The 14158-nt window shown below is 68.2% G+C and carries 12 protein-coding genes and 1 tRNA gene; 8 read left to right on the top strand and 5 right to left on the bottom strand.

Annotated elements, in window-relative coordinates:
• Nucleotide 1 precedes the first annotated feature (1 nt).
• Nucleotides 2-1066 carry an alpha-ketoacid dehydrogenase subunit beta gene (locus A5727_RS22450; RefSeq protein WP_068255330.1) on the top strand — a complete coding sequence of 355 codons (1065 nt, stop codon included), beginning with the start codon at nt 2-4 and terminating at the stop codon, nt 1064-1066.
• A complete protein-coding gene (locus A5727_RS22445) occupies nt 1063-2268 on the top strand; it encodes a dihydrolipoamide acetyltransferase family protein (RefSeq protein WP_068255327.1) in 1206 nt (401 codons plus the stop codon). The genes A5727_RS22450 and A5727_RS22445 overlap by 4 nt, the downstream gene beginning before the upstream one ends.
• On the opposite strand, the gene A5727_RS22440 is transcribed toward A5727_RS22445, so the two are convergent.
• Entirely contained in the window at nt 2269-3024 is a 756-nt protein-coding gene (locus A5727_RS22440) for an enoyl-CoA hydratase (protein ID WP_068255320.1), read from the bottom strand.
• A 132-nt stretch (nt 3025-3156) separates the two neighbouring features.
• Here A5727_RS22440 and A5727_RS22435 point away from each other — a divergent pair, with 132 nt between their 5' ends.
• Nucleotides 3157-3576 (top strand): nitroreductase family deazaflavin-dependent oxidoreductase, encoded by a 420-nt coding sequence (locus A5727_RS22435; protein ID WP_068255442.1) that lies wholly within the window; start codon nt 3157-3159, stop codon nt 3574-3576.
• On the opposite strand, the gene A5727_RS22430 is transcribed toward A5727_RS22435, so the two are convergent.
• Nucleotides 3545-4375 (bottom strand): TspO-related membrane protein, encoded by an 831-nt coding sequence (locus A5727_RS22430; RefSeq protein ID WP_068255319.1) that lies wholly within the window; start codon nt 4373-4375, stop codon nt 3545-3547. The two genes, A5727_RS22435 and A5727_RS22430, sit on opposite strands and share 32 nt — an antisense overlap.
• 159 nt (nt 4376-4534) lie before the next feature.
• Between A5727_RS22430 and A5727_RS22425 the strand changes: the two genes are divergently transcribed.
• Nucleotides 4535-5980: an MDR family MFS transporter gene (locus A5727_RS22425; protein ID WP_068255317.1), complete on the top strand. Its 1446-nt coding sequence runs from the start codon at nt 4535-4537 to the stop codon at nt 5978-5980.
• A gap of 37 nt (nt 5981-6017) precedes the next feature.
• On the opposite strand, the gene A5727_RS22420 is transcribed toward A5727_RS22425, so the two are convergent.
• The 3 genes from A5727_RS22420 to A5727_RS22410 form a co-directional block, all read right to left on the bottom strand.
• A complete protein-coding gene (locus A5727_RS22420; protein WP_068255315.1) occupies nt 6018-6296 on the bottom strand; it encodes a type II toxin-antitoxin system RelE family toxin in 279 nt (92 codons plus the stop codon).
• Entirely contained in the window at nt 6293-6577 is a 285-nt protein-coding gene (locus A5727_RS22415; protein ID WP_231992190.1) for a type II toxin-antitoxin system Phd/YefM family antitoxin, read from the bottom strand. The genes A5727_RS22420 and A5727_RS22415 overlap by 4 nt, the downstream gene beginning before the upstream one ends.
• A gap of 321 nt (nt 6578-6898) precedes the next feature.
• Nucleotides 6899-6972 (bottom strand) — tRNA-Arg (locus tag A5727_RS22410).
• 179 nt (nt 6973-7151) lie between these two features.
• Between A5727_RS22410 and A5727_RS22405 the strand changes: the two genes are divergently transcribed.
• From A5727_RS22405 to A5727_RS22390, 4 genes are all read left to right on the top strand, one after another.
• Nucleotides 7152-8408 (top strand): alpha/beta hydrolase fold domain-containing protein, encoded by a 1257-nt coding sequence (locus A5727_RS22405; protein ID WP_502687702.1) that lies wholly within the window; start codon nt 7152-7154, stop codon nt 8406-8408.
• Nucleotides 8409-8595: 187 nt separating this feature from the next.
• Nucleotides 8596-10098, top strand: coding sequence for a wax ester/triacylglycerol synthase family O-acyltransferase (locus A5727_RS22400; protein WP_068255305.1), 1503 nt, complete (start codon nt 8596-8598; stop codon nt 10096-10098).
• Nucleotides 10095-11747 (top strand): HAD-IB family hydrolase/lysophospholipid acyltransferase family protein, encoded by a 1653-nt coding sequence (locus A5727_RS22395; RefSeq protein WP_068255302.1) that lies wholly within the window; start codon nt 10095-10097, stop codon nt 11745-11747. The genes A5727_RS22400 and A5727_RS22395 overlap by 4 nt, the downstream gene beginning before the upstream one ends.
• Nucleotides 11744-14092, top strand: coding sequence for a glycerol-3-phosphate 1-O-acyltransferase (locus A5727_RS22390; protein WP_231992189.1), 2349 nt, complete (start codon nt 11744-11746; stop codon nt 14090-14092). The genes A5727_RS22395 and A5727_RS22390 overlap by 4 nt, the downstream gene beginning before the upstream one ends.
• Nucleotides 14093-14158: the final 66 nt, after the last annotated feature.

Raw genomic sequence — 14158 nt, 5'->3', positions numbered from 1 at the left:
GATGACGCAGCTTTTCGACCGGCCGCCCCTGCAGGGCGACGACGCTCCAGATCCGCTGCCTCCGTTACTGACTCCCATGCCGGCCGCGACGGAACTGACCATGGTCGCCGCGATCAACCGTGCGCTGCATGACGCGATGGCCGGCGATGACCGCGTCCTGGTATTCGGCGAGGACGTCGCAACACTCGGCGGGGTGTTCCGGGTGACGGAGGGGCTGGCCGAGACCTTCGGGGCAACACGGTGTTTCGACACCCCGTTGGCCGAGTCGGCGATCATCGGCATCTCCATCGGGATGGCGATCCGCGGACTGGTCCCCGTGCCCGAGATCCAGTTCGACGGCTTCAGCTATCCGGCGTTCGACCAGATCGCCAGCCATCTGGCGAAATACCACATGCGCACCCACGGCGACGTCGACATGGCGGTCACGGTGCGCATCCCGTCGTTCGGCGGCATCGGCGCCGTCGAACACCACTCCGAGTCCACCGAGACGTACTGGGCACACACCGCGGGCCTCAAGGTCGTGGTGCCGTCGAACCCGGCCGACGCCTACTGGCTGCTGCGGTATGCGATCGCCAGTCCCGATCCGGTGATGTTCCTGGAACCCAAGCGGCGGTATTGGACTCGCGGAATCGTCGACACCGCCGTGCCGGGACCTCCGATCGGGACGGCCGCCGTCGCCCGCAGTGGCACCGACGTCACGGTCGTCACCTATGGCGGCCTGGTGGCCACGGCGATCTCGGCGGCCGAGGTGGCGGCCGAAGAGCAGGGGTGGAGCCTGGAGGTGGTCGACCTGAGGTCGCTGAACCCCCTGGACTTCGACACCGTCGCGGAGTCGGTGCGCCGCACCGGTCGGTGTGTGGTGATGCATGAAGGCCCGCGCACGTTGGGTTTCGGCGCCGAACTCGCGGCCCGCCTGTCCGAGGAGTTGTTCTACGACCTCGAGGCTCCGGTGCTGCGGGCCACCGGGTTCGACACGCCGAATCCACCCGCCAGGTTGGAGAAGCTCTGGCTGCCGGGCCCCGACCGGCTGCTGGACTGCGTGGAACGGGTGCTGGAGTTGCCATGAGCGACTTCCTGGTTCCCGACCTCGGTGAGGGTCTCGAAGACGCCACCGTGACGAGTTGGAGTGTCGCGGTCGGCGACACCGTCGAACTGAACCAGACGCTGTGCACGCTGGAGACCGCCAAGGCACAGGTCGAGATTCCCAGTCCGTACGCGGGACGGGTGACTGCGCTCGGCGGCGCCGAGGGCGACGTGCTGGCGGTGGGCGCGGTGCTGGTGCAGATCGACACCGGGATCGATGCGGCTGCCGGGCCACCCCCGGAGCTGTCGGCCTCGACGCCCTCGGAGCCGGATTCGCCGAAAACGAATGGCGCGCAGGAGACCAACGGCGCCCGCACGCGGAATCCGGTGCTGGTCGGCTACGGCACCGACGCAGAATTCGACACCAGCAGGCGACGGGCCAGAGCCAAGCCGTCGGTGCGCAGGCTGGCCGCCCAGCTGCGGGTCGACCTCGAGGACCTGCCCGCCGGGCCCGGTGGTGTGGTGTCCCGGGAGTCCGTGCTGGCGGCGGCCCACACCGGTTCCGGACGCGACGAGGTCAGCGAGGTTCGCGGGGTGCGCGCCGAGATGGCCAGGCGGATGACGCTGTCACGCCGCCAGATTCCCGACGCGCACGCCAGCGTCGACGTCGACTGCACCAGGCTTCTCGAGGTGCACGAGCGCCTCTCGGTGAGCGCGTTCGCACTGACCCTGAGGCTGGCGGTGCTCGCACTGACACATCATCGGGTGCTCAATTCGATGTGGGTGGACGGACCGGATGGCCCCCAGGTGCACTCGCATCCCGGCGTACACCTGGGCGTTGCGGTCGCCGCGCCGCGCGGACTGCTGGTGCCTGTGGTGCGCGACGCCGATGGACTCACCACGCGGCAGTTGGCCGACGAAGTGTCCCGACTTGTCGACAACGGGCGCGCGGGCACTCTGAAACCCGTTGAGCTGCAGGGCTCGACGTTCACCGTGTCCAACTTCGGTGCGCTCGGCCTGGACCGCGGAGTGCCGGTGATCAATCCCCCGGAGGTGGCGATTCTGGGCATGGGGGCGATCAAGCCGCGGGCAGTCGTGATTGACGGGGCGGTGGCGGCTCGGTCGACCATGACCTTGACCTGTGCCTTCGACCACCGGGTGGCCGACGGTGCGCAGGCCGGCGCGTTCCTGTCCGAACTTCGGTCCCTGGTCGAGTCGCCCGAGACCGCGCTGCTGGACCTGTGACTACCTGCGCTGTGCGGCCTTCAATCGGTCCTGGAACTCCGGCGACTGAATCGACTGGGCCTGTGGCCCGAGTTCGGTGCGCATCGCGGTGTGATGCAGGTCGGTGTCCACCTGGCCGGGTGTCGCTGTGGCCCGCATCGTGGCCTTGGTGGCCAGGACCACCTCGCGGGGCGCGGATGCGGGGCCCGACGCCAGTTCCAGGGCCGCGGCCACCGGGTCGTCGGCGACCTGCAGTGCCAGACCGTGAGCGACCGACGCCTGCGCGTCGAACCGCATGCCGAACAGCAGGGCTGCGCGCGCGACCTGAGGTCCGACACCGCGTTGCAGCATCCAGGTTGCGCCGCCGCCGGGATGGATGCCCAGTTTCTGGAAGCGGGGGTCGAACAGTGCGTGCGGTCCGGCGATCCGGACGTCGGCGGCCAGGGCGAGGTTGAGGCCCGCGCCCACGGCGGCGCCGTTGACGGCGGCGATCGTCGGCAGGGTGCAGTTGCCGATGGCCATGAAACCGTCGTAGATCCGCAGCAGGCCCTCTTCGGCCGCGGCACCCAGCGCGCTCAGGTCCGCCCCCGCACAGAACGCCTTACCCGCGCCGGTGATGACGAGTGCGTGCACGTCGGGGTCTGCCTCGGCGCGCTCGACCGCGGCGCGCAACTGCGCCGACATCGCGTCGGTGACGGCGTTGCGCCGGTCGGGGTCGTTGACCGTGAGCAGGGCGACCTTGTCCGTGACGGCGTAGAGCACGAGATCTGAACTCATGAGCGGCACGCTACCCCGCCTCCCTTTCCGCCCAAACGGACACATGGGCGCAGAAGTGCGAGTGGATCGCTCCATTTCGTCGATCTCGGCATCCGGGTGACGCGCTCGGGCAGCAGTGGCACCGTGGAGGTCATGACTACCGCAGACTCCCTGCACGGCGACCCGCACGTCGACCGCTACCTCGAGACCGACGGTGCCGACGGCTACCACTGGAACGGCACCGAGATCCTGATCCTGTTCACCAAGGGCCACAAGTCCGGGAAGCCGCGCAGGCACGCACTGATCTTCCGGACATGGGGCGATGACGCGTATCTCGTCGTCGCGTCCAAGGGCGGCAACGACACGCCGCCGGCCTGGTTCCGCAACCTCGAGGCCGACCCGAACGCCGAGGTGCAGATCAAAGCCGACCGTTTCCCCGTTCGTGCCCGCATCGCCGCCGACGACGAGAAGCCGGCGATGTGGGACAGGATGCTCGAGGTCTGGCCCGACTACGCCGAGTACCAGAAGAAGACGGACCGGGTCATTCCGGTCGTGGTGCTCGAACGGGTGTGACGCGGCGGCGCGGCACGGTGATCAGCAGTGACGCCACCACCACGGCCGCACCGGCCAGCGCGGCCACCAGGATCGAGGTGGTCTCGCTGAGGCGCACCGCGACCGCGACCAGCGCCCAGGCGATCACCGCGACGTAGGCGGCGTCGGCGTAGCGGAAGCTCATCACCAGGCCCAGCGCGGCCGCGACCACGATCATGATCACGCCCCAGGTCGGCTCGGAGATGCCGAACCCGTCCCATCCGGCGTCCTTGAGCGTGATGGTCGCATTGGCGATGGTCGCCACCGAGATCCAGCCCAGGTAGACGCGGAACGGGATGTGCACGGCCCACAGTTCCCACGCCGAGGAGGGGGTACGGGCGGCCTGAAGCAGGTAGATGACGATCAGCGCCGCCAGCAGAACCACCATCAGCAGCATGGTCAGCGGGAACTGGGTGTGGTGCCAGGCGAACAGCCACGAGCAGTTCGCGACGGCGGTCAGCAGGTACCAGGGCGCGATGGCGCGCGCGGTGTCGGCGCGCACCCCAGCCCCGCCCTTGATGACGGCCACCCACAGGTATGCGGTGTAGGCGATCAGCCCCGTGTAGATGACGCTCCAGATGCTGAACGCGTAACCGGCGGGGGAGAAGTACACGTCGAAGTCACGGGTGACGTCGCCGGTGGTCTTGCCGTTGATGGGCAGACCGTTGGCCAGGGCGTTCACCAGAAGGGTGACCGCGGTGGCCAGGGTCACCAGGGTGGCCAGTGCGACGTCGGTCGACGTCCTCTTTCGAACCTCGGGACCGGCAGCGGGCGACGACATGTGAGCTCCTTTGCATGACAGATGTGCCGGGGAACTATGCCCATTTGTACCTGCGTTCAATCCTGCGGCCCAGTGCACCGAAGAATTCGTTTTCTCCCCACGAGGTGTCCCGCCTACCCTGAGTAGCCGCCGAAGACAGCGCAACCAAGGAGTGTGGGTATGGGCACCGGACTGCGGGCCGGAACCGCCGCGTCGACGCGACGGGCCCAACCCAGCGCCAACGTGATCATCGCGCTGCTGGTCTTCTCGGCCTTCGTCATGATCCTCAACGAGACGATCATGAGCGTCGCGCTGCCCGCCCTGATCGTCGACCTGGACATCTCGGCGAGCACCGCGCAGTGGCTCACCAGCGGCTTTCTGCTGACCATGGCTGTGGTCATTCCGATGTCCGGGTCGCTGCTGCAACGCTTTTCGGCCCGGGCCGTCTTCCTGGGGGCGATGTCGGCCTTCTGCGCCGGGACCCTGATCGCGGCGCTGGCACCGGGTTTCGCGGTGCTGCTGGCGGGACGGATCGTGCAGGCGTGCGGCACCGCCGTGATGATGCCGCTGCTGATGACGACGGTGATGATGCTGATCCCCGCCGAACGGCGAGGGCAGATGATGGGAACCATCTCGATCGTCATCGCGGTCGCGCCCGCGGTGGGACCGACGCTGTCCGGGTTCATCCTGGGTTCGCTGGACTGGCGATGGACGTTCTGGACCGTGCTGCCCATCGCCGTGGCCGCGCTGGTCGCCGGTGCGGTGTGGCTGTGGGTCGACGATGAGCGCGAGGAGCCGACGCCGATCGACGCGTTCTCGGTGCCGCTGTCGGCGACGGCGTTCGCCGGTCTGGTGCTCGGACTCTCGCTGCTCGGCGAGTCCGGCCACGGCGGGCAGCGAGTGCCCGCGTGGGTGCCGATGGTGGTCGGTGCGGTCGCCATGGTGGTCTTCGGGGTGCGGCAGGTGCGCCTGCAGCGGCAGGACCGGGCATTCCTCGATCTGCGGCCGTTCTCCCACCGGCGGTTCTCGGTGTCGCTGGGCCTGGTGGTGCTCGGCTTCATGGGGCTGTTCGGCGCGATCATCATGGTGCCGCTGTACGTCCAGGACGTTCTGGACAGGAGCGCGCTGGTGGCCGGGTTGGCGACGCTGCCCGGCGGCGTGCTGATGGGTGTCGCGGGTCCGCTGGTCGGCCGCGTCTACGACCGGCGCGGCGCCCGAGTGCTCGTCGTGCCCGGGTCGATGCTGCTGTGCGCGTCGCTGTGGGGGCTGACCCTGCTGACCGCGTCGTCACCGATCTGGCAGCTCGTGGTCCTGCAGTCCGTGATGATGGTCGGCCTGGCGCTGATGTTCACGCCGCTGATGACCGACGCGCTCGGCGTCCTTCCGGACCGGTTGTACTCCCACGGCAGCGCCATCCTGACGACGCTGCAGCAGGTCGGGGGCGCGGCGGGCACCGCGCTGTTCGTGACGGTGATGACAAACGCATCGCAGTCGGGCGGTGCGCCGGACATGCCCGGCATCCATGCGGCGTTCCTGGCCGCGGCGGTGATCAGTGTGGTCGCCGTGGTCGCGGCGTTCTTCACGGCGACGCAGCCGAGTCCTGCGGGTGGTACGCCGACGCACTGAGGGTGGAAGGTGCTTTCGGCAGGAATCGAACCTGGGCTCACTGCGTGCGGTAGGCGTCGGCGCGGCCGAAGACTCCCACAACCGTGACGCGCCGATGCTCGTCGTCAATCCGGTAGATCACGCGATAGGTTCCCCGGCGGGCACTGTGACGGTCCTCCAGCGGCGGCCGCAATCGTTTGCCGACCCGGTACGGGTTGTCGAGCAGTGGTCCGGTGATGAACTCGTACGCCGCAAACGCCACCGCCTCGGGCAGGGTTTCGGTCAACTGTCTTCGCACGGTCGGGGCGACGACCAAGTCGTAGCGTTGGCCGGTCACTTCCCGGCTCGACGGTTCCGCATCGCTGCGGCGAGATCGCCCATACTCACGTCCTCGCCTCGGGCCAGTTCAGCATCGGCTTCGCTCAACGCGCGCAGTGCAGCGGAGTCGGACAGGATCGCAATGGTCTCCTCCAATGACTCCAGATCATCGACAGCGATGAGGACCGCGGCAGGTCGCCCGTGGACCGTGACGGTGACCCGCTCGTGTTGCTCGCCGACCCGGGCCACCAACTCGGACAGGTGGGCTTTCGTCTCAGCGAGCGAACTGGTTTCCGTCATAGTCATAAGTATGACCATAAATCCCACGTTCGCGCTATCTTCACCTGACCCTGCACCTGAAGCAGCCGTGCGCTGAAGCTCGCCACCGGCGACCAAACGCACGTCGCGGGGTGATTACGGATGGCGGATCGCCGTTCTCAGGGAATGCGGGCGCGATGTCGTTGGTCTGGTGACGCTGGCACGCCGAGACGCGACGCGAAATTTCATCCAGCGGGCATCAAGAGTCAACCGAAGCAACTGTGAGGCATCAGCCGAAACACTGTCGCCCATCAACCGACGACGAAATGCCATGCATCAACCGAAGTGATACCGGTCACGATGCGCCCCCGGCAGGAATCGAACCTGCGACCTAGGGATTAGAAGGCCCTTGCTCTATCCAACTGAGCTACGGAGGCAACGCGCAGGTCAGTGTATCCAACGGCGATCGGAGCCGCGGTAGGCGCGTGGCACGCCGGGGGGAATGTGTTTACGCCACCACAACGATGGTTATGGTGTGAGCCACGGCACAACCTTCACGTCGGTTGTCCGTAGTCGGGACCCACGCCCGAACCTGGATTGCGAGGATGCATCTGCCATGACCGCGACGCCGATGTCGATGTCTCTGCCCGAACGCGCCACCCGCGTTGGAGCAGGGGTGTTCCAAATGGCGCGCGGGCTGGCCGGCGATCCGGTCGGAACCGCGCAGGCGGCCTCGGTGCTGGTGCGCGGTGCGCCCAGGCTGGCTCTCTGGATGGCCGGCTGGGCGCTGACGGAGTTCCCGCTGCGCGTCGTCACGGGCCACGCGCTGTCCGCGGTGGACGTCTCGCACGTGCACCGCTACACCAACCACCTGGCCGGGCAGCGCGCCGATCATGTGCTGCGGGAGGCGCTCGCCGAGGCGCACGGTGGCGAGTACGCCGACCGGGTGTCGCACCCCGTCACCGATCCCGAGGTTCGGCGTCACAGCGTGGCCGGCGTGCTGTACGCCGCGCAGCGCAGCAGGTACGCCGCCGTCACCCGCGACGTGTCCTACGGCCCCGGGGGCCGCGACCATCTGCTCGACATCTGGCGTCGGCCCGATGTGACGCCCGGCCACCGCGCGCCCGTGCTGCTGCAGGTTCCCGGCGGCGCGTGGGCGATCAGCGAGAAGCGCGGCCAGGCGGTGCCGCTGCTGAGCCGGATGGTGGAACTGGGCTGGATCTGCGTCACCATCAACTACAGCCGCAGCCCGCGGGCGGCCTGGCCGGCGCACATCGTCGACGTCAAACGGGCCATCGCCTGGCTGCGGGAGAACATCGCCGACTACGGGGGCGACCCGAACTTCATCGCGATCACCGGCGGTTCGGCGGGGGCGCACATCGGCTCGCTGGCGGCGCTGACGGCCAACGACCCCCAGCTGCAGCCCGGATTCGAGGACGTCGACACCAGCGTGCAGGCCGCGGTCCCGTACTACGGGGCCTATGACCTGACCGATCAGGACAACATGTGCGAGCTGATGCTGCCGTTCCTGGAGCGGTTCGTCATGCGGGCCCGGCTGGCCGACGCGCCCGCGCTGTACCGGGCCGCGTCGCCGATCGCCCACGTCCACCGCGACGCGCCGCCGTTCTTCGTGCTGCACGGCCGCAACGACGCCGTCATCCCGCACACCCAGGCGCGCGCGTTCGTCGACGCGCTGCGGGGCGCGGGAGCCTCGACCGTGGGGCACGCCGAGCTGCCCAACGCGCATCACGCCTTCGACACGGTGGCCACGGTCCGGTCCCAACTGGTGTGCGACGCTGTCTCGGATTTCCTCGGGGTCGCCTACGGCCAGCACCGGGCCTCGCTGCCGGAACTGATGCACAGCGCCGGGTGAGCCGCTGCTGACGCCAATTCATCGATACGCCACCGCTTTTGGTGGAGTGTAAGGGCGGGATTCCGGCCCCGGAGTCGAGCGCGGGCGACAGGCCCGGGTGATCCGTACAATCAGCTCCCGCGGCACCGCGGCTGCGACTAGCGTGGTGTGCGGTCAGCGTGAGACGGCTGGGAGGAGTGAGGGACCGGTGGATGATTCCTTCGATGCCACGCAGCTGTCCGACGAACTGAGCGCGGTCGACCAGTTGCTGCACCGCGGCGAGGCCAATCCGCGCACCAGGTCGGGGATCATGGCCCTCGAGGTGCTCGACAGAGCCCCGGAGTGGGAGCGCTACCGCGCGACGTTCGACAACGCCTCGCGCCGTCTTCCTCGGCTGCGGCAGAAGGTGGTCGTGCCGACCCTGCCCACCGCTTCGGCCCGCTGGGTGATCGACCCCGACTTCAATCTCGACTTCCACGTCCGCCGAGTGCGGGTGCCGGAGCCCGGCACCCTGCGGCAGGTGTTCGACATGGCCGAGATCATCCAGCAGTCGCCCATGGACATCACCAGGCCGTTGTGGAGTGCCACGCTGATCGAGGGCCTGGAGGACGGGCGGGCCGCCCAGATTCTGCACCTGAGTCACGCCGTGGCCGACGGGGTCGGCACGGTGGCGATGTTCGGGGAACTCTACGACCTCGAACGCGATGCCGCCCCCCGCCCCAGGGCGCCGCTGCCGATCCCGCAGGACCTGTCGGCCAACGACTTGATGCGTCAGGGAATCAACGACCTTCCGGGCACGATCGTCGGCGGCATCCTCGGTGCCGTCAGTGGCGCGATCGGCATGGCGGGCAAGGCCATCGCCCGCCCCGGTTCAGTGGTCACCGGTGCGTTGAACTACGCCAGCTCCAGTCGCCGCGTCACCCGGCAGGCGGCCCCGCCGTCGCCGCTGCTGCGTCGCCGCAGTCTGTCGACCCGCACCGAGGCGATCGACATCAGGCTCTCCGACCTGCATCGGGCCGCCAAGGCCGCCGGCGGGTCGATCAACGACGCCTACCTCGCCGGACTGTGCGGCGCGCTGCGCCGCTACCACGAGGCGCTCGGGGTACCGATCGCGACACTGCCGATGGCGGTGCCGGTGAACCTGCGCTCGGACTCCGACCCCGCCGGCGGAAACCGTTTCGCCGGTGTGAATCTCGCCGCGCCGATCGGTGTCGCAGACCCGGCCGAACGCATCCGCAGGATCCGCACCCAGATGACGCAGCGGCGCGAGGAGGTCGCCCTTGACGTCGTCGGGGCGGTGGCGCCGCTGTTCTCACTGCTGCCCGACGCGATCCTCGAGTCCATGACCGGAAGCGTGATCGTCTCCGACGTGCAGGCCAGCAATATCCCGGTGTTCTCCGGCGACACCTTCATCGCCGGCGCACAGGTGTTGCGGCAGTACGGAATCGGTCCGCTTCCTGGTGTCGCGATGATGGTGGTGCTGGTGTCGCGAAGCGGTTGGTGCACGATCAGCACCCGGTACGACCAGGCCTCGATCACCAACGGGGACCTGTTCGCGCGCAGCCTGCTCGCGGGCTTCGACGAGGTGCTGGCACTGGCCGGTGACCCCGCACCGGTGTCGGCACCCGCATCCTTCTTCCCGGCGGCGGAGAGCGCGTCGCCGCAGAGCGCTCAGCAGAACCCATCGGACAATGGAACGGCGGCTTCATGACCTCACCGCGTGACCTTCGACTGCCTGGATCGGTGGCCGAGGTCAAAGCCAGCCCGCCCGGCCCGAAGATCGGCGCCTTCTTCGATCTCGACGGCACCCTGGTCGCGGGATTCACCGGCGTCATCCTGACCCAGGAACAGTTCCGCAGGCGCGAGATGGGCATCGGCGATCTGATCGGCATGATCCAGGCCGGGCTCAACCACCAACTGGGCAGGGCCGAGTTCGAAGACCTCATCACCTCAGCGTCGAAGGTCATGCGGGGCCGGTCGATCACTGACATGGATGAGGTGGGGGAGCGCCTGTTCCGCACGAAGATCGAATCCCGGATCTACCCGGAGATGCGGGAACTCGTGCGCGCACACCTCGATCGTGGGCACACCGTATGCCTGAGTTCGTCGGCACTGACCATCCAGGCCGAACCGGTCGCGCGCTTCCTCGGCATCCCCAACACCCTGACCAACCAATTCGAACTCGACGACGACGGCATGCTCACCGGTGACATCGTCCGTCCCATCCTGTGGGGTCCGGGCAAGGCCAACGCGGTGCAGAAGTTCGCCGCCGAGCGCGGAATCGACCTGAAGGACAGCTACTTCTACGCCGACGGCAATGAGGACGTCGCGTTGATGTATCTGGTCGGCAACCCCCGGCCCACCAACCCCGAGGGCAAGATGGCCGCCGTCGCGCGGCAACGCGGTTGGCCCATACTGAGATTCACCAGCCGCGGTGGTCCCGGTGTCACCGGAACCATCAAGACCCTGGCCGGGGTGGGCGCCGCCGTGCCGATCGCCGCGGGCGCGGTCGGCTGGGGCCTGTTGACCCGCAGCAGACGCCGCGCCATCAACTTCTTCACCGGCAACTGGGGGCAGATACTGTTGGCCTCCAGTGGAGTTGCGCTCAATGTGCTCGGTCGGGAGAACCTGACCGCCCAGCGGCCCGCGGTCTTCATCTTCAACCACCGCAACAACTTCGATCCCGTCATCACCAGCGCACTGGTCAAGGACAACTTCACCGGCGTCGGGAAGAAGGAACTCGAAAGCGACCCCATCGCAGGGACTCTCGGCAAGCTCATGGACGCGGTGTTCATCGACCGCGACGACACCGAGTCGGCCGTGGCGGCGCTCAAGCAGGTCGAAGACCTCGCTCGCAAGGGCCTGTCGATCGTCATCGCCCCGGAGGGCACCCGCCTCGACACCACGACCGTCGGACCGTTCAAGAAGGGGCCGTTCCGGCTCGCGATGGCCGCGGGCATCCCGATCGTCCCCGTGGTGATCAGGAACGCCGAGGCGATCGGATCGCGTGATTCGACACTGATGAACCCGGGCACCGTCGACGTCGCGGTGTTTCCGCCGATCTCGGTGCAGGACTGGACGGTCGAGGATCTGGGTGACCGGATCGCCGGTGTGCGTCAGCTCTATCTGGACACCCTCGCGGACTGGCCGGTCGACGAGTTACCCAGCCTGGAGCCCTATCTGCTGCCCGCGCGGGACAAGCCCAGAAAGGCGGCGAAGAAGGCACCCGCCAAGAAGGCCGCGAAGAAGGCGCCGGTAAAGAAGGCCGCGAAGAAAGCGGCAGCAAAGAAGGCGCCGGCGAAGAAAGCCGCGAAGAAGGCCGCGCCCGCGGCCGACGACACCGGTCGGGACCAGTCGTGACGGGAGTCAGGAACTCCGGTGAACTGCCGGAGGTGACGATCAGCGGGGACGCGCTGGTGCTCGCCTCGGTCTCCTCCCCGGCGGAGGCCGCGCTGCTCAACGACTGGGTGCGCACGCAGCGCGCGAACCATCCCGACGCCCAGATCGACGTGCTGCAGATGCCGGGTGAGGACCCGCCGCCGGCCGTGGTGGCCAGCCTGGTGGAGGAACTGCAGACCGGCGACGATCGGTCGGTGGTCCCGGTGCGGGTGTTCTGGGTCCCTGGTGGCCTTCCCACGCGGGTCAAGATCGTCGGCCTGTTGTCGGGCCGGGAAACCTACCGCCCACCGGAGTTCCTGCAGCGCGGAATTCTGCGGCGGGACAAGAGCCGTGCCCGAGTGGTCGCCGGTGAGCCCGCCAAGGTCTCCGAGCTGCGCCAGCAGTGGCAGGACACCACGGTCGCGGACTCACCCCGTGACTTCGCGCGTTTCGTGCTGCGCCGCGCCAGTCTGGCCATTGAGCGGATCGAGCTCCGGTTGCTGGGGCCGGAGTACAAGTCGCCGCGGCTGATCAAGCCGGAGATGTTGGCGTCGAGCCGATTCCGTGACGGTCTGGAGGAGATTCCGGGCGCCACCGTCGAGAAGGCCGGGGAGATGCTCGACGAGCTGGCCACCGGGTGGAGTCGCTTCTCCGTCGACCTGATGCCCAACCTCGGCCGCGCGATCTTCAGTCGCGGGTTCGATCCCGACATCGACTATGACGGCACCGAGATCGAGTCGCTGCGGCGGGCTCTCGAAACGCACCCCGCCGTGCTGCTGTTCTCGCACAGGTCGTACCTCGACGGCGCGATCGTCCCGGTGGCCATGCAGGAGAACAGGCTTCCCCCGGTGCACACCTTCGCCGGCATCAACCTGTCCTTCGGCTTCATGGGGCCGCTGATGCGGCGCTCGGGTGTCATCTTCATCCGTCGCAAGCTCGACGATCCGCTGTACAAGTACGTGCTGCGGCAGTTCGTCGGGTACATCGTGGAGAAGCGCTTCAACCTGAGCTGGTCTATCGAGGGCACCCGGTCCCGCACCGGAAAGATGTTGCCGCCCAAGCTCGGTCTGCTGGCCTATGTCGCCGATGCGTACCTCGACGGCCGCAGCGACGACATCCTGCTGCAGCCGGTGTCCATCAGCTTCGACCAACTGCACGAGACCCGCGAGTACGCCGCATATGCCAGAGGCGGCGAGAAGACGCCCGAGGGTGTCAGCTGGCTGTACAACTTCATCAAGGCCCAGGGCGAACGCAACTTCGGAAAGATCTACGTGCGCTTCCCGGCCGCGGTGTCGATGCGCCACCATCTGGGACCCCCGCACGGGCAGTTCGAGAAGGATCCCGATGCCAAACGTCTTGCGCTGCAGAAGATGGCGTTCGACGTCGCGTGGCGGATTCTCGAGGCCACCCCGATCAACGCGACCGGTCTGGTGTCGGCGCTGCTGCTCACCACGCGCGGCGTCGCGCTGACGCTCGACCAGGTCCACCACACGCTGGCACCGTCGCTGGACTACCTGGAACGCAAGGGCACGCCGATGACAGAATCGGCGCTGCGCCTGCGCACGCCCGAGGGCGTGCGGGCCGCCCTTGACGCGCTGTCGGGCGGCAACCCCGTGACCCGTGTCGACAGTGGCCGAGAACCGGTGTGGCGCATCGCTCCCGAGGACGAGCACGAGGCCGCGTTCTACCGGAACTCGATCATCCACGCCTTCCAGGAGACCTCGATCGTCGAGTTGGCGCTGGCGTATGCCGGTCGCGCCGAAGGCGACCGGCTCGAGGCGTTCTGGGACCAGGCGATGCGTCTGCGTGATCTGCTCAAGTTCGAGTTCTACTTCGCCGATTCGGCGACGTTCCGCGAGAACATCGCGCAGGAGATGACCTGGCATGCCAACTGGGAGGCGCAGGTCGCCGCCGGCAGCGAGGGCATCGATCGACTGCTGTACGACAAGCAGCCGCTGATGTCGCACGCGATGCTGCGGCCGTTCATCGAGGCCTACGAGATCGTCGCGGACGTGCTGCGAGACTCGCCTGCCGACGTGTCGGAGAAGGACCTGACCAACCGCGCGCTCGGCGTCGGCAGGCAACTGGCGGCGCAGCGCCGCGTGCGGAGCAACGAGTCGGTGTCGGCGCTGCTGTTCGCGACGGCCCGGCAGGTGGTGGCCGACCAGGGTCTGCTGACGCCTGCGGCCGATCTGGCCGAGCGCCGCGAGGCGTTCCTGCAGGAGTTGCGCGGCATCATGGCCGACATGAACAAGGTGCACATGCTCTCGCGGCGCCACTTCCTCGAGCGCGACGCCGCCCGCAGCGAGCCGGCGAACCCGGCCTGACACCGCCCGAGTCTGCGTCCGAACGTGTCGGCCCAGGAGTGGGCGTGCACAACCCGACTCCGGCGC

The organism is Mycobacterium sp. ACS4331, assembly GCF_001667265.1.
GTDB lineage: Bacteria > Actinomycetota > Actinomycetes > Mycobacteriales > Mycobacteriaceae > Mycobacterium.
This window is presented reverse-complemented; position numbering and strand designations above follow the sequence as displayed.